This window comes from Curtobacterium sp. SORGH_AS_0776, from assembly GCF_031453355.1.
Classification (GTDB): domain Bacteria; phylum Actinomycetota; class Actinomycetes; order Actinomycetales; family Microbacteriaceae; genus Curtobacterium.
Genome location: NZ_JAVIYU010000001.1, coordinates 2548025 through 2570206 on the forward strand (window position 1 = coordinate 2548025; position 22182 = coordinate 2570206).

Genomic DNA, 22182 nt, shown 5'->3' on the forward strand with positions numbered 1-22182 from the left:
CCCGCTTGGATGGGGGCACACCGATCAACCAGGGAGGCGGCACAGTGGCTGCAGTCAACAGCTTCGGCTCGAAGGACACGCTGTCGGTTGGGGGTGTCGACTACGCGATCCACCGGATCGACACGGTGCCCGGGCACGAGAAGCTCCCGTACAGCCTGAAGGTGCTGCTCGAGAACCTCCTCCGCACCGAGGACGGCAAGAACGTCACCGAGGACCAGATCCGCGCCCTCGGGTCGTGGCAGCCCGACGCCGAGCCGGACACCGAGATCCAGTTCTCGCCGGCCCGCGTGGTCATGCAGGACTTCACCGGCGTCCCGTGCATCGTCGACCTCGCCACCATGCGCGAGGCGATGGCGGAGATCGGCGGCGACCCGAACAAGATCAACCCGCTGTCGCCGGCCGAGATGGTCATCGACCACTCCGTCATCGCCGACCTCTTCGGTCGCGAGGACGCACTCCAGCGCAACACCGACCTCGAGTACGAGCGGAACGGCGAGCGCTACCAGTTCCTCCGCTGGGGCCAGACCGCGTTCGAGGACTTCAAGGTCGTCCCGCCCGGAACCGGCATCGTGCACCAGGTCAACATCGAGTACCTGGCGAAGGTCACCTACACGCGTGACTTCGACGGCGAGACCTACGCCTACCCGGACACCCTCGTCGGCACCGACTCGCACACGACGATGGTGAACGGGCTCGGCGTGCTCGGCTGGGGCGTCGGCGGCATCGAGGCCGAGGCGGCGATGCTCGGCCAGCCGGTGTCGATGCTCATCCCGAAGGTCGTCGGCTTCAAGCTGTCCGGGTCGATCCCGGCCGGCGTGACCGCGACCGACGTGGTGCTCACCATCACGCAGGAGCTCCGCAAGCACGGGGTCGTCGGCAAGTTCGTCGAGTTCTACGGCGAGGGCGTCGGCGAGGTCCCGCTCGCGAACCGTGCCACCATCGGCAACATGTCGCCGGAGTTCGGCTCCACGGCGGCGATGTTCCCGGTCGACGACGTGACGCTCGACTACCTCCGCCTCACCGGCCGCTCCGAGGACCAGATCGCGCTCGTCGAGGCCTACGCCAAGACCCAGGGCCTCTGGCACGACGCGGCGGTCGAGCCGAACTACTCCGAGTACATGGAGCTCGACCTCTCGACGGTCGTCCCCTCGATCTCCGGCCCGAAGCGCCCCCAGGACCGCATCGAGCTCTCGAAGGCGAAGACCCAGTTCGAGGTCGACCTCGGCAACTACACGACGCCGAGCGAGCAGACAGACCTCGACGACGCGGTGGAGGAGACCTTCCCGGCCTCCGACCCGATCGCCGCCGGTTCCACGAACGAGGACACCGCGCTGCACGAGCACGTCTACGTCTCGAGCGCCCCGTCGACGGCCTCGCAGCCGACGAAGGTCGCGATGGACGGGGCCGACCCGTTCACGATCGACCACGGTGCCGTCGCGATCGCCGCGATCACGTCGTGCACGAACACGTCGAACCCGTCGGTCATGATGGCCGCCGGCATCCTCGCCCGGAACGCCGCGAAGAAGGGCCTCACCGCGAAGCCGTGGGTCAAGACCACGCTCGCGCCGGGGTCGAAGGTCGTGACGGACTACTACGAGAAGGCCGGTCTCACGACCTACCTCGAGCAGCTCGGCTTCTACACGGTCGGCTACGGCTGCACCACCTGCATCGGCAACTCGGGCCCGCTGCCGGAAGAGATCTCGCAGGCCGTGCAGGACAACGACCTCGCCGTCACCGCGGTGCTCTCGGGCAACCGCAACTTCGAGGGGCGCATCAACCCCGACGTGAAGATGAACTACCTGGCCTCCCCGCCGCTGGTCATCGCGTACGCCCTCGCCGGGTCGATGCACTTCGACTTCGACAAGGACGCCCTCGGGCAGGACCAGGACGGCAAGGACGTCTTCCTGCAGGACATCTGGCCCGACGCGGTCGAGGTCCAGCAGGTCATCGACGCGTCGATCGACACCGAGATGTTCACCCACGAGTACGGCTCCGTGTTCGAGGGCGACGACCGCTGGAAGAACCTGCCGACCCCGACGGGCGACACGTTCGAGTGGGACACCGAGTCGACCTACGTGCGGAAGCCCCCGTACTTCGAGGGAATGACCATGCAGCCCGACGCGGTGTCGGACATCTCCGGCGCCCGGGTGCTCGCGAAGCTCGGCGACTCGGTCACGACCGACCACATCTCGCCGGCCGGGTCGATCAAGGCCGACAGCCCGGCGGGCAAGTACCTCGCCGAGCACGGCGTCGACCGCAAGGACTTCAACTCCTACGGCTCGCGTCGCGGCAACCACGAGGTCATGATCCGCGGCACGTTCGCGAACATCCGCCTCCGCAACCAGCTCCTCGACGGCGTGGAGGGCGGCTACACCCGCGACTTCACGACGCCGGACGGTGCGCAGTCGTTCATCTACGACGCCTCGCAGCACTACCAGGAGCAGGGCATCCCGCTCGTCATCTTCGGTGGCAAGGAGTACGGCTCCGGTTCGTCCCGCGACTGGGCGGCGAAGGGCACGAACCTGCTCGGCGTCCGCGCGGTCATCACCGAGAGCTTCGAGCGCATCCACCGCTCGAACCTCATCGGCATGGGCGTCGTGCCGCTGCAGTTCCCCGCCGGCGAGTCGGTCGAGTCCCTCGGGCTCGACGGCACCGAGGTCGTCTCGATCTCCGGCCTGACCGAGCTGAACGAGGGCCGTACGCCCAAGACGGTGCACGTCACGGCCACGCCGAGCGAGCACTCGCCCGCCGGCAAGGAGACGATCGAGTTCGACGCGGTCGTCCGCATCGACACCCCGGGTGAGGCGGACTACTACCGCAACGGCGGCATCCTGCAGTACGTGCTGCGGTCGCTCGTCTGACGCACCCGTCCGACGGACAGGAGGCGCGGTGCCAGCTGGCACCGCGCCTCCCGTCCGTTGTCGGGTCACGCGCATAGAGTGGGCCGACAGCCCCACGAAAGGAGCGCCCGTGAGTCTGCTCTCGAGCATCACGTCGCCGCGCGACCTGAAGCGTCTCTCCGACGCGCAGATGACGGACCTCGCCGCCGAGATCCGACGCTTCCTCGTCGCCGAGGTCGCGAAGACCGGCGGCCACCTCGGCCCGAACCTCGGCGTCGTCGAGCTCACGCTGGCGATGCACCGGGTGTTCGACTCGCCGCACGACCCGTTCGTCTTCGACACCGGGCACCAGTCGTACGTGCACAAGCTCGTCACCGGGCGGCAGGACTTCTCGCGACTGCGCGAGCGGGGCGGCCTCGCCGGGTACCCGCAGCGGAGCGAGTCGGAGCACGACATCGTGGAGTCCTCGCACGCGTCCTCGTCGCTGTCCTGGGCGGACGGCATCTCCCGCGCCTTCGTGCAGACCGGCCAGGCCGACCGGACCGTCGTCGCGGTCGTCGGCGACGGTGCGCTCACCGGCGGGATGACGTGGGAGGCCCTCAACAACATCTCCGACGGCAACGACCGTCGACTCGTCATCGTCGTCAACGACAACGGGCGCTCGTACGCGCCGACCATCGGTGGCATGGCGCGGTTCCTCAGCTCGGTGCGCACGCGCCGCGAGTACCGGGCGCTGTTCGAGAAGTCCCAGGCCGCGGCGGCGCGGTTCGGCGCTCCCGGGCGGGCGCTCTACCGCGGGATGCGCGGCGGGCTGCACGGGTTCCTCTCGCGGTTCACGAACAACGAGGCGCTCTACTCGAACCTCGACATCAAGTACATCGGGCCGGTGAACGGGCACGACCAGCGGGCGATGGAGGCCGCACTCCGCCAGGCGAAGGCGTACGGCGCGCCGACGATCGTGCACGCCATCACCGAGAAGGGGCACGGGTTCGAGCCCGCGCTGCGCGACCAGGCCGACCAGTTCCACGCGGTCGGGCACATCGACCCGGAGACCGGCGAGTCGCTCGACGTGTCGTCGGGGCCGTCGTGGACCTCGGTGTTCGCCTCGACGCTGGCCGAGGTCGGCGCGTCGGACGAGAAGATCGTGGCGATCACCGCGGCGATGCTCCGTCCGACCGGGCTGCACCTCTTCCAGGAACAGCACCCCTCGCGCGTGATCGACGTCGGGATCGCCGAGCAGCACGCCGTGACGACCGCGGCCGGACTCGCGTTCGGCGGCCTGCACCCCGTCGTGGCGCTGTACGCGACGTTCCTGAACCGGGCGTTCGACCAGGTGCTCATGGACGTCGCGCTGCACAAGGCCGGCGTGACCTTCGTGCTCGACCGCGCGGGCATCACCGGACCGGACGGGCCGTCGCACCACGGTATGTGGGACCTCGCCTTGCTGCAGGTGGTCCCCGGGATCCGGATCGCCGCACCCCGTGACGCCGCGACCCTGCGCGAGGAGTTCCGCGAGGCCGTCGCCGTCGACGACGCACCGACCGTGCTGCGCTGGTCGAAGGGACAGGTCGGGCCGGACATCGTCGCGGAGCGTCGACTCCCGGACGGGGTGGACGTGCTGCGGTCGCCGTCGTCCGACCAGGAGCCCGACGTCCTGTTCGTCGCCGTGGGCTCGATGGTGCCGGTGGCACTCGACGCGGCGGCGCTGCTCGAGTCCCAGGGCATCGGCGTGACGGTCGTCGACCCACGGTGGGTGGTGCCGATCCCCGCGTCGCTCATCGACCTGTCGCGTGACCATCGGCTCGTGATCACGCTCGAGGACGGGGTGCGGGTCGGTGGCGTCGGGACGCGGCTGCGGCAGGACCTGCGCGCTGCGGGTGTCGACACCGGGGTGAACGAGCTCGGGCTGCCGGACGCGTTCATCGACCACGCGTCGCGGTCCCAGATCCTCGAGGACGTGGGGCTCACCGCGCAGGCGATCGCCCGGGACGTCATCGACCAGGTCGTCGGGACGAAGCTGCCGCAGGCGAAGCCGGCGCGGGCGGCGTCGCGCTCCCGGGAGTCCGCCGACCGCTGAGCGGCGCGGGCGCGGCGCGCCGGTCGTGGCCCGGCAGCGCGGCCCGGCCCGGCGCGGCCCGGCGCGGCGCGGCCCGGCCCGGCGGCGCGGCGGGTCGAACCACGAATGCGACGTCGAACCGGGCGGATCGACGAGTTCGATGTCGGATCCGTGGTTCGATACGAAGCCCGGCGCCGGGGCGGGGTCAGTGCCGCGCGGGCGGCTCGGCGGCCGCGGACACGAGCTCGCGCAGGATCGCGCGGGCCATCGGCGTCACCCAGAGGACCTGGCCGTACGACAGGCCGTCACGGCCCTCGCGGATGATCTCCACGCGCGAGGACGTCGGCCCCTCGCGTGAGAACGTCATGACGATGTTCGCGGCGCGGAGGGCGAACGAGGTCCGGCGGCCTATGACGGCTCCGTCCGGACGGATCTCCATAGCCGCTGCTCCCGGGACGGCGTGCACGGCGCGGTCGAGCAGCTCCGGGACCTCGTCGAGCGGCACGGGCACGACGACGCCGGGGTACCCGGTCGTCCTCGGTGCCCACCACTCCTGTGCCATGGTTGCACGCTACGCCGGGTGGAACCACTAAACCGACGTCGAACCGGGCGCATGGCCTGGTTCGACGTCGGTTTCGTGGTTCGACGCCGGGGTCAGCGCGAGGCCGGCCCGACGATCAGCGGCTCGTGGAACGCCCCGCCGAAGACCCGCTCGGACGCACCGGAACGGTCGAGGTACGGGCTGATGCCACCGGCCTGGAACGGGTAGCCCGCGCCGAGGATGAGCCCGAGGTCGATCTCCTCGACGTGCTGGACGACCTCGTCCTCGAGCATGCGGTGCAGCTCGTCGGCGAGGGCGTCCTCGAAGCGGCGCTGCATCTCGGCAGCGTCGACCGGCTTCGCGTCCTTCTTCGACGGTGCGACGAGCTTCACGGCGGCGGGGTCGTACCCGGTCGCCGTGCCCTTCTTGTCGCGGGTCAGGATGTGTCCGAACTCGGCGATCTTCTTCAGGCCGTCCCCCGGGTAGAAGCGCTCCGGCCAGGCGGCGTGGTGCGAGTCGAGCACATGCGCGCCGACCGGCAGCCCGACGAGCTCGAGCAGCTCGAACGGCGACATCGGCAGGCCGAGCGGCGCAGCGCCCTGGGCGACGACGTCGAACGACGTGCCCTCCTCGACGCCGCGCATCGCCTCGCCGAGGACCCGGGCGAGCACCCGGTTCACGACGAAGCCCGGCTGGTCGGCCGTGATGATCGCGGTCTTCTTGAGCGTCTTCGCGACGGCGAGGGCCGTGGCGAGGGTCTCGTCGGAGGTCGAGGCGGTGCGCACGACCTCGAGCAGCGGCATCACGGCGACGGGGTTGAAGAAGTGGAACCCGACGAGTCGCGACGGATCGGACAGCACGGAGCCCATCTCGGACACCGACAGCGACGAGGTGTTCGTGGCGAGGATCGCGTCCGGAGCGATCACCTGTTCGATCTTCCGGAAGACCTCCTGCTTGACGCTCATCTCCTCGAAGACGGCCTCGATGACCCAGTCGGCGTCCGCGAACGCGTCGTAGGACACCGACCCGGACACGAGCGCCTTGATGCGGTTCGCGTCGTCGGGGGAGACGCGGCCCTTGTCGAGGAGCTTGTCCACCTCGCCGCGGATGCGCTCCACGCCGGCGTCGACGCGCGACTGGTCGACGTCGGTGATGACGACCGGGACGCCGAGTCGTCGGGCGAAGAGCAGCGCGAACTGGGACGCCATCAGGCCGGCGCCCAGGACGCCGACCTTCGTGACGGGGCGCGGCGAGACGTCCGCGGGGGCGCCCACCGGCTTCTTCGCGCGCTTCTGCACGAGGTCGAACGCGTACATCGACGCGGCGAACTGGTCGCCCGAGATGAGGTCGGCCAGGGCATCGTCCTCGTCGGCGAACCGCTCCTCGAGCGACCCGGACTTCGCCGCGGCGACGAGGTCGAGCGCCCGGAACGGCGACTTCGGGACCGTGCCGATCTTCGACGCGACCTGGCTGCGGGCGACCTTGACGACGGTGCCCCACGCAGCCTTCTCGATCATGCCGGGCTCGTTCTTCCGCACGACCTTGGTGCGACCGGACACGACGCCGTCGATCCACGCCACCGCGGACGGCAGGAAGGTGACCGAGGGGATGAGCGCGTCGCCGATGCCGAGCTCGACCGCGGCCGGCCCGTCCATCAGGCGGTTGTTCTTGAGCGGGTTCTCGACGATGACGCGGAGCGCCTTCTCGGGGCCGATCAGGCGGGGGAGCAGCGTCGCGCCGCCCCACCCGGGGATGATGCCGAGGAAGACCTCGGGGAGCCCGATGCCCTGCGCGGCCGACGAGAACGCCCGGTACGTGCAGTGCAGCCCGATCTCGAGGCCACCGCCGAGCGCGATCCCGTTGATGAGCGCGAACGAGGGGACGCCGAGGTCGGAGAGCTTCCGGAGCGTCGCGTGCCCGAGGGCGGCCAGGTCGTGGGCGACGTCCCGCGACGGCACCGAGGCAGCCTGCGAGAGGTCGGCGCCGGCGGCGAAGCAGTACTCCTTGCCGGTGATCGCCACGGCCTGGATCGTCCCGGCGGACGCTTCGGTCCGCAGGGTGTCGAGGACCCCGGAGAGCTCGTGCAGTGTGCGTGGCCCGAGGGTCGACGGCCGCTTGTAGTCCTTGCCGTTGTCGAGCGTGATCAGCGCGAGCGTGCCACCGGACGGCAGCGCGACGTGCTTCAGGTACGAGTGCGTGACCACCTCGTCCTCGCTGAGGGCGAGGAGCTGGTCGTTGTCGACGATGGTCATGGTCACGCCGCCTTCCGTGCCGCGGACTTGCTGAAGTTCGGGTTCTCCCAGATGACGGTGCCGCCCTGGCCGAGCCCGATGCACATCGTCGTGATGCCGTACCGGACGTCCGGGCGCTCCGCGAACTGGGCCGCGAGCTGGGTCATCAGGCGGACGCCGCTCGAGGCGAGCGGGTGTCCGACGGCGATCGCGCCGCCCCAGGCGTTCACGTTCGTCGAGTCCTGGGCGATGCCGTAGTTGTCGAGGAAGGCGAGCACCTGGACGGCGAACGCCTCGTTGATCTCGAACAGCCCGATGTCGTCGATCGTCAGCCCGGCCTTCGCCAGGGCCTTGTCGGTCGCGGGCACCGGCCCGATGCCCATCACCTCGGGGTCGACGCCCGCGAACGCGAACGAGACCATGCGCATCTTCGTCGGCAGCCCGTGCTGCTTCGCCGCGTCGGCCGAGGCGATGAGGCTCATGGTGGCACCGTCGTTCAGGCCTGCCGCGTTGCCGGCGGTGATGCGTCCGTGCGAGCGGAACGGCGTCTTCAGGGCTGCGAGGGCCTCGAGCGTGGTGCCGGGGCGGGGCGGCTCGTCACTGGAGACGATGTCCCAGCCCTCGCCGGTGTTGACCTCGACCGGCACCAGGTCCGGCTGGAGCTTGCCCGCGGCCCACGCGGCGGCGTAGCGCTGCTGGGACTGGACGGCGTAGGCGTCCGTGCGGTCCTTGGTGATCGCGGGGAAGCGGTCGTGCAGGCGCTCGGCGGTCTTGCCCATCACGAGCGCGTCGCCGTTGACCATGCGCTCGGCGATGAAGCGCGGGTTCGGGTCGGAGTTGAAGCCCATCGGGTGGCGCCCCATGTGCTCGACACCGCCGGCGATGGCGACGTCGGCCGCGCCGAACGCGATGGCGCCGGCGAGGGTGGTCACGCTCGTCATGGCACCGGCGCACATGCGGTCGATCGCGTACCCGGGGACGGTCTTCGGGAGTCCGGCGAGCATCCCGACCGTCCGGCCGAGGGTGAGCCCCTGGTCGCCCTGCTGCGTGGTGGCCGCCACGGCGACGTCGTCCACCGCGGCCCCGTCCAACGAGGCGTTCCTGTCGAGGAGTCCGCGCATCGCGTGCACCGCGAGGTCATCCGCGCGGGTCTTCCAGAACACCCCCTTCTCCCCGGCTCGTCCGAACGGTGTCCGAACTCCGTCGACGAAGACGACGTCTGCTGCCTTTGGCAATCTGGGCCTCCAGATCCTCGTTGATCAGGCTGGGCGCGTCCCGCCCCGCCCGGCCGGGTCCGACCCGGCGTGCACCAGCGACGCTATGCCCCGAGCCTGTGCGGACGCATGCCCGTTGGGGCGTTCCTACGACTCGGTGTTGCTCTCGGCAGCAGGCTCCTGTGCAGCAGCGACAAAGGCGTGCGCGATGATCGACGCCGTCTCCTCGACCTGCCAGGGGCGGGCGTCGTGCGCGGCGAGTACGGCACCGACGGTCTCGGTGGCGATCGGGGTCGGCGGCTCCCACGAGACGGTGCGGAGGGTGTCCGGCGTGAGCAGGTTCTCGACGGGCAGGTCGAGCTCCTCCGCGCGCTGCACCACGGCGGCCCGTGCGGCCTTGTACCGGCGGTCGGCTGCCGGGTTGCGGTCGGCCCAGGCTCGGGGCGGCGGCAGGGCGGGCTCGCCGGCGGATCGGAGGCGGGGGAGGTCCTCGGTCGTGCGACCCTCCTCGACGGCGGCCCACCAGCGGTCGAGCTCGGACCGGCTGGCACGACCCGTGAAGGCCTTCACCCCGCTCAGCTCGCCCTTCGAGGCCGGGTTCGCCGCCGCGGCCGCGACGATCGCCGAGTCCGGGATGGTACGACCCGGCGCGATGTCGGCTTCGCGGGCGTAGGCGTCGCGTGCCGTCCAGAGCGACCGGGCGATCGCGAGTGCCCTGGAGCCACGGAGGGCGTGCATACCGGACAGGCGGCGCCACGGCTCGGCCTTCGGCGGCTTCGGCGCCCGTGTCAGGACGGCGGCGAACTCCTCTTCGGCGATGCGGGACTTGCCCGCCTCGTCGAGCTTCGCCGCGAGCGCGTCACGGAGGTCGGGGAGCAGCTCGACGTCGAGCGCCGCGTAGACCAACCACGACTGCGGGAGCGGCCGGGTCGACCAGTCCGCGGCGGAGTGGGCCTTCGCGAGCGTGATCCCGAGCAGCTGTTCCACGACGGCACCGAGGCCGACCCGGGGGAAGCCTGCGATGCGGGCACCGAGCTCGGTGTCGAAGATGCGGGTCGGGACGAGGCCGACCTCCTGCAGGCAGGGGAGGTCCTGCGACGCGGCGTGGAAGAGCCACTCCTCGTCGACGATCGCGTCCTGGAGCTCGGAGAAGTCGCCGATCGGGATCGGGTCGAAGAGGAACGCCCCGGCACCGCGACGGAACACCTGGATGAGGTACGCCCGCTGCGAGTACCGGTAGCCGCTCGCGCGCTCGGCGTCGACGGCGACCGGGCCGTGGCCCGCCGCGATGGCGGCGACGGCGTCGAGGTACTCCTCGCGCGAGGCGATCACGTGGACCGCGTCGTGCGACGCCTCGAACGCCGGCGACGCCGCGGACGGAGCAGCCGACGGCGGAACAGCCGGCGACGCCGACGGAGCAGCCGACGACGGGACAGCGGGCGACGCCCCGGCCGGAGATGCGGGGTCAGTCACGTGCGAGCCTCCTCGGGGCCAACAGGGTCACGCCGTCCGACGCGGGCGGGAGACCGGCGAGCATCGCCACGATCTCCTCCCACGCCTCGACATGTGCGGTGAGGTCGTCCCCGCGCGGGGTCCACGAGGCGCGCAGTTCGAGCTGCGCCCCGTCGCCCTGCGCCGCGAGGTCGCCGTAGCCGCGGGAGATGATCTTGGTCGCCGTGCCCGAGGCGTGGTCGTAGGTCGCACCGTGCGCGGCGAGGCCGTCGACGAGCCAGCTCCACGTCACGTCGGCGACGAACTCGTCGACACCGATCTCGGGTTCGAGCGGTGCCTGGGCGAAGGTCACGATGCGGAACGACCCGCCCCAGCCCTCGGGCTCGTCCGGGTCGTGCAGGGCGATGAACCGGCCCGTCCCGAGGTCGGAGTCGATGCCGTGCGCCGCACCCGAGACGTCCGCCGCCAGGGCGATCGAGAACGGGGCGATGCGCGACGGCGAGGGGATCTCGGTGACGGTCGTCTCGGCGCGCGCGCCGCCGGACGCCACGAACGCACGGAGCCGCGCGAAGGCGTCGGGCTCTCGGGTTTCGGACACGAATGCAGACTAGGCTCCGGACCATGTCCCGATCCGCGCGACCCGCCGAGGACGTCGTCCAGGAGACCGCACGATCGGCCGGGTTCGTCGCACTGGGAGCGGGCATCGCAGCGGCCGCCGTCACCACCGCGGTGATCGGCGGGTTCGTCGCGGCGGTGGCCCGAGCGGTGGTCACCCCCGACCGCAAGCGCACCGAACGCGTCCCGATCCACGCCGTGGACACCGTGCGGCGGACGGTGACGCTCGAGCGCACCGCGGACACCGAACTGCAGGGCCGCTACAGCCTCTGGTTCGGCGCGGGCACCGGCCACATGCGCGTCGGCGAGGTGCTCGGCACGACCGACACGACCGTCACCCGCCGCATCATCGCGATCGACGCCGGTGACCCCACCGCGGCCCGCCGGGGTCGGTGGGGCGGCTGGTTCTACCTGACCCCGGGGGAGCTCGACGTCCCGGTCGAGGACATCGACGTCCCCACCCCGAACGGCCCCGCACCCGCCTGGGTGGTCCGCGCCGACGACCCGGACGCGCCGTGGGCCGTCCTCGTGCACGGTCGTGGGGTGACCCGCGCCGAGACGATCCGCGCGGTGCCGGTCTTCCGGGCGGCGGGGTACTCCGTGGTGCTGGCGAGCTGGCGCAACGACGGCGTCGCCCCGCGGAGCGTCGACGGCCGTTACGGCCTCGGCAGCACCGAGTGGGAGGACATCGACGCGGTCCTCCGCTGGCTCGCCGGGCAGGGCGCGTCGAGCGTCGTCCTGATGGGCTGGTCGATGGGCGGCGCGGTCGTGCTGCAGACCCTGGTCCGGTCGGCGTTCGCGGACCTCGTGGACGGTGTCGTGCTCGAGTCGCCCGTGGTCGACTGGCACGCAGTGCTCAAGTCGCAGAGCCAGCTGCTCCGCCTGCCGCGGCCCGTCCGGAAGGTCGCGCAGCGCCTCCTCCGCACCCCGGTCCTGCACCGGCTCACGGGCCTGCGGCAGCCGGTCGACCTACGGCAGCTCGACATGGTCGCGCGGGCCGACGAGCTGCACGTGCCGATCCTGCTCATGCACAGCGACGACGACGGGTTCGTCCCGTCGTCCGCGTCGCACGCCCTCGCCGAGGCCCGGCCCGACATCGTGCGGCTCGAGGTGCAGACGACCGCCCGGCACACCAAGCTCTGGAACCACGACGCCGACTGGTTCGACGCCCGCATCCTCGCGTGGCTGACCGAGGTGGTCCAGCGAGACGGCGCGGCCAACGCGCGGTAGACGCATCCACAGACGGACGGGAGGCGCGGTGCCAGCTGGCACCGCGCCTCCAGTCCGTGTGTGGTGACGTCTACGCGACCGCGGCCTGCGCCTGCACCTGCCGCTGCACCCGGCCCAGCATCCCGACCATGCCGCGGATCCGCAGCGGGCTGACCGCCTCGCTCAGCCCGATCGTCAGCGGGTAGTCCGCCGGCACGGCGAGCACCTGCTCGGCGGTCAGGCCGGACAGCCCCTGCGCGAGGATCGACGCGAAGCCCCGCGTGGTCGGTGCCTCGCGCGGCGCCGTGGCGTGCATCCGGACGATGCCGGGCGCGTCGCCGTCCGCGCCCACGGTGACCGTGATGAAGACGGGGGACTGGCACTCCTCGACGCGTTCGAGCTCGTCCTCGTGCCCCTGCAGGCGCTCTGGAAGCGCCGGGAGCTCGTTCGAGAACTCGAGGAGCAGCTGCAGGCGGTCCTGCTGGGAGAGTTCGAGGAAGTCGTCGCGGATCTCGGCGAGGGACTGGGGGAGTGCGTCGGTCATCGGTCGGTGATCGTACCCGGTTCGGTGCCGACGGCGATCGGGACGCGGACCGCGCTGCCCCACTCGGTCCACGAGCCGTCGTAGTTGCGGACGTTCTCGTACCCGAGCAGGTGCTGCAGGACGAACCAGGTGTGGCTCGACCGCTCGCCGATGCGGCAGTAGGCGATGACCTCGTCCGCGTCGCCGATGCCGGCGCCGTCGCGGTAGATCGCGTCGAGCTCCTCGCGGGTCTTGAAGGTGCCGTCCGGTGCTGCGGCGGTGGCCCACGGGATGTTCACGGCGGTGGGGACGTGGCCGGCGCGGAGGGCGCCCTCCTCCGGGTAGTCCGGCGCGGTGGTGCGGTCGCCGGCGTACTCCGGGGCGCTGCGGACGTCGATCAGCGGCTTGCCGAGGTGGGCGAGCACGTCGTCCTTGTAGGCGCGGATCTCGGTGTCGATCCGGTCGACGACGGGGTACTCGACCGGCGTCACCACGGTCTGGTCGGTCGTGAGCGCACGGTCCTCGGCGATCCACTTCGCCCGGCCGCCGTCGAGGAGACGGACGTCCTCGTGGCCGAACAGCGAGAAGACCCAGAGGGCGTATGCGGCCCACCAGTTGTTCTTGTCGCCGTAGATGACGACGGTGGTCTCGCGGCCGATGCCCTTGCTGCCGAGCAGTTCGGCGAAGGCCTCGCCGTCGATGTAGTCGCGGAGCACCGGGTCGTTGAGGTCGGTGTGCCAGTCGATCTTCACGGCACCGGGGACGTGGCCCGTCTCGTAGAGCAGGACGTCCTCGTCGGACTCGACGACGACCAGGTCCGGGGTGCCGGCGTCCAACTGCTCCTGCAGCCACTCGGTGGAGACGAGCCGCTCCGGGTGGGCGTAGGCGGTGAACTTCTCGGACGTGTCGACCGGTGCGGTCATGGTGGGCTACCTCCAGGTGGTCATCCGGCACCGGACTAGGATCGGTCGTCGGTGCCTGTGGGCAACGGTACGCGGGCGTGCCGTGCTCCTGACGCAACGTGACACCCCACGACATGCTTCCCGAAGGACTGCCCCGATTGTCAGCGAACACCGCGCCTGAACACCTCGTCGACCGCGACCCGCAGGTGACCCCGCAGCAGATGGCTGCGTCGCTGGTCCCGCCGCCCCAGTTCGCCGACGCGTCGTTCGCCTCCTACCGACCCGACGCGGAGTACCCGTCGCAGGCGGCGGTCCGCGACGCGGTGGAGGCCTTCGTCGCCGCCGGTCCCGCCGACCAGCCTCGCCGGGGGCTGTTCGGTCGCCGGAAGCCCGTGGCGGAGTCGACCGCGAAGTCCGGCGTCTACCTCGACGGCGGGTTCGGCGTCGGCAAGACCCACCTGCTCGCCGCCGCCTACCACGCCGCCACTGGTCGGAAGACGTTCGGCACCTTCATCGAGTACACGGCGCTCGTCGGGGCCCTCGGGTTCCAGGGGACGGTCGACCTGCTGCGCGGGACGGCGCTGGTGTGCATCGACGAGTTCGAGCTCGACGACCCCGGTGACACGATGGTGATGACGCGCCTCATCAAGGAGCTCACCGAGACCGGCACGCGGTTCGCCGCCACCTCGAACACGCCGCCGGGTGCCCTCGGCGAGGGGCGCTTCGCTGCGCAGGACTTCCTGCGCGAGATCCAGGCGATGTCCGACCGGTTCGACACCATGCGCATCGACGGGCTCGACTTCCGCCGGCGTGCGGTCGACGAGTCGGCGGGCGTGGTGGCCGACGTTGCCGCGGGACTCCCCAGCGGACGCGTCACGCTCGACGACTTCCGTGCGGTGGTCGGGCACCTCGCGTCCGTGCACCCGTCGAAGTACGTCGCGATGGTCGAGGACCTCGACGCCGTCGGCCTCACCGACGTGCAGCCCTTCACCGACCAGACCGATGCGCTCCGGTGGGTCGCGCTGGTGGACCGGCTGTACGACGCGCAGGTCCGGATCGTGGCCTCGGGCACCCCGCTCGACCGGGTGTACCCCGAGTCGATGCTCGACGGTGGGTACCGCAAGAAGTACCTGCGTGCGGCGAGCCGCGTCGTGGCGCTGACCCGCGCCGTGGACTGAGCCGCCTGCCGGTCGCGAGCGGGCGCTGCCCCGCTGCGCCGCGCCTCCAGGCCCCGTTCCGCGACGGCTGTCGGACACCGTCCGGACGGACCGGGAGAACTCGTGGCCCCCGTCCAGGGGACTGCCCGGGGGACGAAACACGACGTTTACACACCGGGCCGTCGCGTTACATCCGCGAAACACTTCGTGCTCCCTCGTGAAACCTCGCCTCGCCAGACTCGGTGACACCCGACGCGGACCAAGAGCCGCTGGTGCAATCGAGAGGTGAACAATGCTTGATCAGGGCCAAACCGGCTTCCTGCTGATCATGGCGGCACTCGTGCTGTTCATGACACCGGGCCTGGCGTTCTTCTACGGCGGTCTGGTGAAGGCCAAGTCCGTCATCAGCATGATGATGATGTCCTTCGGAGCCATCGCACTCGTGGCGGTGCTCTGGGTCCTCTACGGCTACGCGATCGCGTTCGCGAACACCGGTGACCACACGGCCGTCTCCGGCGTCGTCGGGTTCTTCAGCATCGACTGGAACCTGATCGGCCTCGGCCAGGCGTTCGAGCAGGCCCGCTCCAGCGCTGACGACGTCGCCTACCCGACGATGGCCTTCGTCGGCTTCCAGGCGACCTTCGCGATCATCACGGTCGCCCTCATCTCCGGTGCGATCGCCGACCGTGCCAAGTTCGGCGCGTGGATGGTCTTCGCGGGCGTCTGGGTCACGGTCGTCTACTTCCCGGTCGCCTCGTGGGTGTTCAACCTCACCTCGGGCTGGGCTCCGGTCTGGGGAGTCATCGACTTCGCCGGTGGCACCGCGGTCCACATCAATGCCGGTGCCGCGGGTCTCGCCCTCGCGCTGGTCCTCGGCAAGCGCGTCGGCTTCGCCAAGGGTGCGCACAAGCCGCACAACCCGCCCTTCGTGCTCCTCGGTGCCGCGATCCTGTGGTTCGGCTGGTTCGGCTTCAACGCCGGATCCGAGGGCGCCGCGGACGGCATCGCCGCGATCGCCTGGGTCAACACCCTCGCCGCCCCGGCCGCCGCGATCCTCGGTTGGCTGCTCGTCGAGAAGCTCAAGGACGGCAAGGCCACCTCGGTCGGTGCCGCCTCGGGCGCCGTCACCGGTCTCGTCGCCATCACCCCGGCGTGCGCCGCGCTCACCCCGGGCTGGGGCATCCTGCTCGGCTTCCTCGCGGGCATCGTCTGCTGCTTCGCGATCGACTGGAAGTACCGCCTCGGCTTCGACGACTCGCTCGACGTCGTCGGCGTGCACCTGGTCGGCGGCATCTTCGGCACGCTGTACCTCGGCTTCTTCGCCAACGACACCGGCCTGATCTACTCGGGCTCGTTCGCGCAGCTCGGCAAGCAGGCCGCCGCTGCCGGCGCCGTCGGTGTCTACTCGTTCGTCCTCGCCTTCGTCATCGGCTGGATCATCGAGAAGACGATGGGCTTCCGTGTGAAGACCGAGGACGAGGTCGCCGGCATCGACACCGCGGTCCACGGCGAAGAGGGCTACGTCCTCTACGAGGAGCGTGACGAGACCCCGGTCTCCGTCCGGTAGCTCGCTGCCACACCGTCACGACGGGCCCCGCGCACACAGCAGCGCGGGGCCCGTCGTCGTGGGCGGGGGCGGGCGCGGGTGGCGCGGCGGCGCGCGCGGCGCGCGGCTTGGGGACTTCGTGCGACATTGTCGACGTCGTACGACATCGACGGTGTCGTACGCCCGCGACCGCAACAGCCCGCGGGCGCAACGAACGACGACTCCGCGGTCGTACGACATCGACGATGTCGTACCGGGACGGCAACGGCCGCCGGGCGCGCGGCGCGACGCCGGGCGCGCGGCCGGCGGCGCGCCCGACGCCCCGCGTCCGGCAGAGTGGAGCGATGACGACGACGTCGAACACGCTCACGAACCTCCGCGAGGTCGGGGGACCCGGCCTCCAGCACGGCCGCCGGCGCACGGTGTACCGGGCGAACACCGACCCGGTCGCCCCCGCCGCGTACCCGGCGGGCCTCGCCGCCGTGGTCGACCTGCGCCGCGTGGACGAGACGGACGCGGTGCCGCACCCGCTCGCCGCCACGCCCGCCTACCGATCCGTGCCGCTCTTCGACCCGGCCTCGGCGATCGAATCCGCCGCCGAGGCCGTCGACCTCGAGGACCAGTACACCGACTGGCTCAGACCGGCACCACTCCGGCATCGCCGCGGCGCTGCGGATGATCGCCACCGCGGACGGCGACGTGCTCGTCTGCTGCGCCGCCGGCAAGGACCGGACCGGCATCGTGAGCGCGCTGCTCGCCCGGCACTGGGGTGCCGACCTCGACGCCGTCGGTGCCGACTACGCGGCCAGCGCCGCCGGGCTCGTCGAGCGCTTCGCCGCCGAGCGCGCCGCGAGCACGGACCCCGTGGCGACGGCGATCGGCCACCGCTGCGTCCCGGAGATCATGACGACGGTCATCGAGCGCGTCGAGCGGCGGTGGGGCTCGGTGGACGGGTACCTCCGCAGCATCGGGCTGCGGGACGAGGAGATCGCCGCGCTCTGACCGGTGGCTGCGCGCGCGACGCGGGTCCGGCTCTGGACGTGCGGACCGGCGGGAGGCGCGGTGCGGGTCGGACCCGGACCGAGCCTCCCGTCATGGGTCGCGTCAGCGACGTGGTGGCGTCAGCGCGTCACCAGGCGTAGTCCTCCGGCGAGGTCTTGTGCCCCGGGAAGATCTCGTCGAGCCGGTCGAGCGCACGCTGGTCGAGGCGGATGTCGACCGCTCGGACCGCGGACTCCCACTGCTCCATGGTGCGCGGGCCGGTGATCGGTGCCGTGACGCCGGGCTGGTGCAGGAGCCACGCCAGGGCGAGCTCGCCCGGGGTGTGCCCGAGCTCCTTCGCGAAGGACTCGTACGCGGTGAGCTGGTCGCGGTGGCCCTCGACGTACTCGGCACTGCGGCCCGAGAGGCGACGCGAGCCGTTCTCGGTCTTCTCGATGACGCCACCGAGGAGGCCGCCCTGCAGCGGCGACCACGGGATCACGCCGAGGCCGTACTCACGAGCGGCCGGGAGGACCTCGCGCTCGATGTCGCGGACGACGAGGTTGTAGATCGACTGCTCGCTGACGAGGCCGAGGGTGTTCCGGCGCGCGGCGGCCTCCTGGGCCTGGGCGATGTGCCACCCGGCGAAGTTCGACGAGCCGACGTAGAGCACCTTGCCCTGCTGCACGGCGACGTCGATCGCCTGCCAGATCTCGTCCCACGGGGTCGCGCGGTCGACGTGGTGGAACTGGTAGAGGTCGATGTGGTCCGTCTGGAGGCGCTGCAGGCTCGCGTCGAGGGCCTGGCGGATGTTGTACGCGCTGAGCTTCCCGCCGTTCGGCCAGTCGATCATGTCGCCGTAGACCTTCGTCGCGAGGACGGTCTTCTCGCGCCGCCCGCCCCCCTTGGCGAACCAGCGGCCGATGATCTCCTCGGTGGCACCCTTGCCCACCGAGCCGCCGTAGCCGTTGGCGGTGTCGAAGAAGTTGACGCCGAGCTCGTGGGCCCGGTCCATGATGGCGTGCGAGTCGTCCTCGCTGGTCTCCGGGCCGAAGTTCATGGTCCCGAGCACGGCTCGTGAGACCGACAACCCTGTGCGGCCGAGGTGTGTGTAGTCCATGGTCCAGGTCTACGCGGTCCCGCTCCCCGCAGGCAGGCCCTGTGGGTACCCGCCTCGGAGGGTGCGCTCCATGCCGCGTCGGGCATGAGCGGGTCGGGCAGGGGAGTAGCGTGCGGTCTCGTGAACACCCCAGCACTCCGTGGCAGCCGGATCCTCGGGTTCGGCCACCACCAGCCAGCACGCGTCCTGACCAACGACGAGCTCTCGACCATGGTCGACACGAACGACGAGTGGATCCGCACGAGGACCGGGATCGAGACCCGGCACATCGCCGGACCGTCGGACACCGTGACCTCCATGGCGATCGAGGCAGCGCGGAACGCCCTCGCCGACGCCGGCGTCGCGCCCTCCGACGTGGGACTGGTCATCGTCGCGTCCACCACCCACCGCGACCGGGCGCCCTACACCGCCGGTCGGGTCGCCGCGGCACTCGGCCTGTCGCCCGCCGCCGCACCCATCGACATCAACACCGCCTGCAGCGGCTTCGAGTACGGCGTCGCGCTGGCCGACCAGGCGATCCGGGTCGGGTCGACGGACATCGCGGTCGTCGTCGGCTCGGAGGTGCTGTCCGGCATCGTCGACTGGACCGACCGATCCACGTGCGTGCTCGTCGGAGACGGTGCCGGTGCCGCCGTGCTGGGTGTGTCCGACGAGGCCCAGATCGGCCCGGTGTCGTGGGGGAGCGTGCCGCACCTCGAGGAGGCCGTGCTCGTCTCCGGCGACCCCGAGCGCTTCAGCCAGGAGGGTCGCTCCATCTACCGCTGGGCCATCACCGAGGCCGCCGACCACGCCCGGGCAGCCGTCGCCGCTGCGGGGCTCACGATGGACGACATCGGGGTGTTCGCGTTCCACCAGGCGAACCTGCGGATCATCGAGCCGCTCGTGCACGCCCTCGGCGGGGAGTCGAAGTTCGTGGTGCGGGACGTCGTCGAGTCGGGGAACACGTCGGCGGCGAGCGTGCCACTCGGGCTGTCGAAGGCGTGGGCCCGAGGGGACCTCCCCGAGGGGGTGCCGGCGCTGCTCTTCGGGTTCGGCGGTGGGTTCGCGCACGCTGGGCAGGTGGTGACGACGCCGGTGCGGGGGCGCTGAGGCGGGTTTCCGCTGGGACGGACGGGAGGCGCGGTGCCGGCTGGCACCGCGCCTCCCGTCTATCTGCCGGTCGCGTCCGGCCGGCGGGTGCGACCGTCAGTCGCCGGTGCGGTCCGGGGTGTCGGCCCAGAGGTCCTCGCGGCCTTTCCGACGCCCGATCGCCCGCCGTTCCTTCGGCGCCTTGGCCTGCTTGGGTTCCCTGAGCGCCTTCGAGTCCTTGGCCGGCTTCGGTTCCTTGGCCGACTTCGGTTCCAGCACGATCGGGAACTGCGCCGGGGGCAGCCCGAACCCCGTCCGCGAGGCCTGGATCACCTTCCGCCCGAGCGCGTGGTTCCCAAGGCCACCGACCGCCGCGCCGATCCCGAACGGGAGGGCCCGACCGACGATCGTCGTGCCCTGCCGGGCGGCGAAGCGCTTGATGAACTGGTCGCGCACCTGTCCGCCGATGCCGTTCACGACCTGCTTCGGGAGGGACGACGTCACCATCTCGCCCCAGAACGCGGTGCGGACCTGTCCACCGGCGATCTGGCCCGCGAGCTGGTTGATGAGCTGGGTGCCCGGCGAGCCGAGGATCATCGCCATCACGAGCATGCGGGCGCGCTCGGGGTCGTCGAGCGCGATGCCGTGCACCTCGGTCACGGACTGCGCGAACAGGGCCGTGGTCTCGAGGAAGCCCACGGTCTCGGCGCCGCTCAACCCGAGGGCTGCCGCCATGCCGACGCCCGGGATCACCGCGCTCGCGCCGACGGCCGCACCGCCCGTGGTCACCGCCGCGAGGTACTGTCGCTCGAGGATCTGGATGATCTCGGCCGGGGTCGAGTCGGGGTGCCGACGGCGGAGTGCCCGCACGTGGGCCACCACGACGGGGCGTTGCACGCTCAGTACCCGGTCGAGCATCTTGACCCAGCCGGCCGGCTGGGTCTGCTCGGGGGTGTGCGCGTTCGGGTCGGTGGGGGTGGAGGCCACAGGCGCTGCCGGCAAGGGCACGATCGCCTGGTCCTTCTGCTCTCGGGCCATGGAGACGACGGTACGCCGGACGCATGGGAGGCTCGTCGGATGACCCCTGCACGCGCACTCGATGCAGCACGGCGCGCTGCCGGATTCCTGACGCCGGACGAGGTCGCGGCACTGGCACCGGACGTGCTGATCCTGGACCCGGCGTCCGTGCTGGTCGGTCGTTCGGTGGTCATCGAGCCGGGCGTCGTGGTGTACCCGGGCGCCGTCCTCGAGAGCCGGGGGACCGGGGCGGTCGTCGTCCGCGCGGGGACGCGGTTGGGGCCGGGGCCGGTGACGGTCCTCGCGGACGGGGCGCGCGTCGAGATCGGTCGGGCGGAGCTCGGGCCCGGTCCGGTCACGGTCGTCGCGGTCGGTGCGGCCTCGTCCGGTTCCGGGAGTGCCGACGTGGAGATCGGCGCGGGTGCACGGCTGTCGGGTGGCTGTCTCGTCGAGGGACCGGCGACGATCGGTGCCGGCGCGCAGGTGATCGGGACGGTTGCGGTCCGTGACGTCGTCCTCGGCGCCGGGGCCGACCGCCACGACCCGGACCCCGACCGGCGCGGCGCGGTGGTCAAAGGTACGGGGCGGATCCACGGCGTCCGCCTCGGAGCGGGCGACGTGGTCGTCGGCCGTGCCGCGGTCTCCGATGTCGAGCGCCAGCGGGCCCACCACCCGGACGCTCCGCGGTTCACCGGCACGTGATCCCCGCCCGTCGGAGCTTCGCCCGGACCCGCTCGGGATCCATCAGGTCCGCCCAGGTCAGCCGGACGACGGCGCGGACCTCGGGGAAGGAGCGCACGAAGTCCTCGCGCTGCTTCTCCTGCCAGTGGGCGTCGGCGGTGGTTGAGCCGCCCAGCATCGCCGGGTCCTCGTACTTCCCCCGGCCGTCCACCTCGACCACCACGCCGGCGTCGGGGAACCAGAAGTCGACGATCGCCGTGCGTTCCCCGGGCCGTCGGAACGTGTGCTGCTGCACGGGCTGCGGGACGCCGAGCTGCCGGAACCGGACCCGGCACACCGACTCCGCCGGCGACCCCGACAGCCCCGACCCCATACCGATCGCGACCCCCGCCTTGGTCCGCCCCTTGTGCAGCGAACCCGCCTCGCGCTCGAGGTCCGTCGCGGTCGCGAGGCCGCGGCCGAGCACGTGGTCGATGACGGGGAGCGAGTGGATCAGCGCTCGTGATGCTGCCAGGTCCACCGCCGTCCGTGCCGCATCGGTCGCGGCGATCTCGTCCGCGCGGGTGTGACCCAACGGCGGTCGGTGTTCGGAACCGTGTCTGACGAACCACGCCGTGACGCGGGTGTTCGGTGAGGTCGGATCGCACACGTGCACCTTCGGTGGCCACGGCCCCACGAACGGCAGTCCGAGCACGGCGCACGCGGACTCGTGCGAGACCAGGTCGCTCGGGCGTGCGCGGTGGATCGAGGCCCGCACGAGCACGTGGTGCCGATGCTCGGGCAGGAGATCGTCCAGCGCACCCTGCTGCACGAGCACGCCGGGCCGGATCCGGACCAGCTGCCCACGGAGGACGGCTCGTTCAAGGTGCCGCCGTTCCGCGCTCGGGAGCCCGGTCGTGCGGATGATCTCGATGTCGTCTGCTCTGCTCACCGCACCAGGGTCGCGCCCGCGTCGGTCCCCGGGCGCCCGTGCCGCCGGATCCGTGGACACCTCCGGTCATCGACCCGCCTGTGGAGGACAGAGGGTGA

Annotated in this window: 17 protein-coding genes and 1 pseudogene; 8 read left to right on the plus strand and 10 right to left on the minus strand. The window is 71.5% G+C overall.

All coding sequences use genetic code 11. The annotated features are described in order from the left end of the window. Positions 1–44 precede the first annotated feature (44 nt). Together acnA and dxs are read left to right on the plus strand one after the other, a co-directional pair. On the plus strand, positions 45–2861 hold the full coding sequence (gene acnA, locus QE359_RS12565) for an aconitate hydratase AcnA (RefSeq protein WP_309779450.1): 2817 nt from the start codon (positions 45–47) through the stop codon (positions 2859–2861). Positions 2862–2970: 109 nt separating this feature from the next. Beyond that, entirely contained in the window at positions 2971–4917 is a 1947-nt protein-coding gene (gene dxs / locus QE359_RS12570) for a 1-deoxy-D-xylulose-5-phosphate synthase (protein WP_092387420.1), read from the plus strand. 184 nt (positions 4918–5101) lie between these two features. Here the strand turns inward: dxs and QE359_RS12575 are convergent, their stop codons facing one another. The 5 genes from QE359_RS12575 to QE359_RS12595 all read right to left on the minus strand — a co-directional run bounded on the left by QE359_RS12575 (position 5102) and on the right by QE359_RS12595 (position 10932). Next, complete coding sequence (locus tag QE359_RS12575) at positions 5102–5458, minus strand: hypothetical protein (RefSeq protein WP_309779451.1); 357 nt, start codon at positions 5456–5458, stop codon at positions 5102–5104. Positions 5459–5550: 92 nt separating this feature from the next. Then, positions 5551–7689, minus strand: a complete 2139-nt coding sequence (locus tag QE359_RS12580) for a 3-hydroxyacyl-CoA dehydrogenase NAD-binding domain-containing protein (RefSeq protein ID WP_309780428.1) — start codon at positions 7687–7689, stop codon at positions 5551–5553. 2 nt (positions 7690–7691) lie between these two features. Beyond that, positions 7692–8903 carry a thiolase family protein gene (locus QE359_RS12585; RefSeq protein WP_309779452.1) on the minus strand — a complete coding sequence of 404 codons (1212 nt, stop codon included), beginning with the start codon at positions 8901–8903 and terminating at the stop codon, positions 7692–7694. Between the two features lie 126 nt (positions 8904–9029). Beyond that, complete coding sequence (locus tag QE359_RS12590; protein ID WP_396127736.1) at positions 9030–10355, minus strand: HRDC domain-containing protein; 1326 nt, start codon at positions 10353–10355, stop codon at positions 9030–9032. Further along, positions 10348–10932, minus strand: a complete 585-nt coding sequence (locus QE359_RS12595; RefSeq protein ID WP_396127737.1) for a DUF3000 domain-containing protein — start codon at positions 10930–10932, stop codon at positions 10348–10350. The genes QE359_RS12590 and QE359_RS12595 overlap by 8 nt, the downstream gene beginning before the upstream one ends. Before the next feature lie 23 nt (positions 10933–10955). Between QE359_RS12595 and QE359_RS12600 the strand changes: the two genes are divergently transcribed. Continuing rightward, entirely contained in the window at positions 10956–12179 is a 1224-nt protein-coding gene (locus QE359_RS12600) for an alpha/beta fold hydrolase (protein ID WP_309779453.1), read from the plus strand. 70 nt (positions 12180–12249) lie between these two features. Here QE359_RS12600 and QE359_RS12605 read toward each other — a convergent pair whose 3' ends face one another. Both QE359_RS12605 and QE359_RS12610 read right to left on the minus strand, forming a co-directional pair. After that, positions 12250–12702 (minus strand): SufE family protein, encoded by a 453-nt coding sequence (locus QE359_RS12605; protein ID WP_071295259.1) that lies wholly within the window; start codon positions 12700–12702, stop codon positions 12250–12252. Then, on the minus strand, positions 12699–13604 hold the full coding sequence (locus tag QE359_RS12610; protein ID WP_309779454.1) for a sulfurtransferase: 906 nt from the start codon (positions 13602–13604) through the stop codon (positions 12699–12701). Before QE359_RS12610 ends, QE359_RS12605 begins: the two co-directional genes overlap by 4 nt. A 113-nt stretch (positions 13605–13717) precedes the next feature. Between QE359_RS12610 and zapE the strand changes: the two genes are divergently transcribed. The 3 genes and pseudogenes from zapE to QE359_RS12625 form a co-directional block, all read left to right on the plus strand. Then, positions 13718–14761: a cell division protein ZapE gene (gene zapE / locus QE359_RS12615; RefSeq protein WP_396127738.1), complete on the plus strand. Its 1044-nt coding sequence runs from the start codon at positions 13718–13720 to the stop codon at positions 14759–14761. A 271-nt stretch (positions 14762–15032) separates the two neighbouring features. Then, a complete protein-coding gene (locus QE359_RS12620; protein WP_022908048.1) occupies positions 15033–16307 on the plus strand; it encodes an ammonium transporter in 1275 nt (424 codons plus the stop codon). Positions 16308–16940: 633 nt separating this feature from the next. Continuing rightward, positions 16941–17288 (plus strand): annotated as a pseudogene (locus QE359_RS12625) (tyrosine-protein phosphatase); the annotation flags it as partial. Positions 17289–17415: 127 nt separating this feature from the next. Here the strand turns inward: QE359_RS12625 and QE359_RS12630 are convergent. Continuing rightward, a complete protein-coding gene (locus tag QE359_RS12630) occupies positions 17416–18387 on the minus strand; it encodes an aldo/keto reductase (protein ID WP_071295380.1) in 972 nt (323 codons plus the stop codon). A 120-nt stretch (positions 18388–18507) separates the two neighbouring features. On the opposite strand from QE359_RS12630, the gene QE359_RS12635 reads away from it, so the two are divergent. Next, positions 18508–19476: a beta-ketoacyl-ACP synthase 3 gene (locus QE359_RS12635; protein ID WP_083413986.1), complete on the plus strand. Its 969-nt coding sequence runs from the start codon at positions 18508–18510 to the stop codon at positions 19474–19476. Positions 19477–19572: 96 nt separating this feature from the next. Here the strand turns inward: QE359_RS12635 and QE359_RS12640 are convergent, their stop codons facing one another. Continuing rightward, positions 19573–20493, minus strand: a complete 921-nt coding sequence (locus QE359_RS12640) for a hypothetical protein (RefSeq protein WP_309779458.1) — start codon at positions 20491–20493, stop codon at positions 19573–19575. A gap of 39 nt (positions 20494–20532) precedes the next feature. On the opposite strand from QE359_RS12640, the gene QE359_RS12645 reads away from it, so the two are divergent. Beyond that, positions 20533–21174 (plus strand): hypothetical protein, encoded by a 642-nt coding sequence (locus tag QE359_RS12645; RefSeq protein WP_309779459.1) that lies wholly within the window; start codon positions 20533–20535, stop codon positions 21172–21174. Here the strand turns inward: QE359_RS12645 and QE359_RS12650 are convergent. Beyond that, the gene (locus QE359_RS12650; RefSeq protein ID WP_309779460.1) at positions 21161–22084 is read right to left on the minus strand and encodes a hypothetical protein; all 924 of its coding nucleotides are present in this window, start codon (positions 22082–22084) and stop codon (positions 21161–21163) included. The two genes, QE359_RS12645 and QE359_RS12650, sit on opposite strands and share 14 nt — an antisense overlap. Positions 22085–22182: the final 98 nt, after the last annotated feature.

Bases quoted from the DNA above. Each gene is read 5' to 3' on its own strand.
- QE359_RS12575 (WP_309779451.1), bottom strand. From the start codon at position 5,458: ATGGCACAGGAGTGGTGGGCACCGAGGACGACCGGGTACCCCGGCGTC.
- QE359_RS12580 (WP_309780428.1), bottom strand. From the start codon at position 7,689: ATGACCATCGTCGACAACGACCAGCTCCTCGCCCTCAGCGAGGACGAG.
- QE359_RS12600 (WP_309779453.1), top strand. From the start codon at position 10,956: ATGTCCCGATCCGCGCGACCCGCCGAGGACGTCGTCCAGGAGACCGCA.
- QE359_RS12605 (WP_071295259.1), bottom strand. From the start codon at position 12,702: ATGACCGACGCACTCCCCCAGTCCCTCGCCGAGATCCGCGACGACTTC.
- QE359_RS12610 (WP_309779454.1), bottom strand. From the start codon at position 13,604: ATGACCGCACCGGTCGACACGTCCGAGAAGTTCACCGCCTACGCCCAC.
- zapE (WP_396127738.1), top strand. From the start codon at position 13,718: ATGCTTCCCGAAGGACTGCCCCGATTGTCAGCGAACACCGCGCCTGAA.
- QE359_RS12620 (WP_022908048.1), top strand. From the start codon at position 15,033: ATGCTTGATCAGGGCCAAACCGGCTTCCTGCTGATCATGGCGGCACTC.
- QE359_RS12630 (WP_071295380.1), bottom strand. From the start codon at position 18,387: ATGGACTACACACACCTCGGCCGCACAGGGTTGTCGGTCTCACGAGCC.
- QE359_RS12640 (WP_309779458.1), bottom strand. From the start codon at position 20,493: ATGGCCCGAGAGCAGAAGGACCAGGCGATCGTGCCCTTGCCGGCAGCG.
- QE359_RS12645 (WP_309779459.1), top strand. From the start codon at position 20,533: ATGACCCCTGCACGCGCACTCGATGCAGCACGGCGCGCTGCCGGATTC.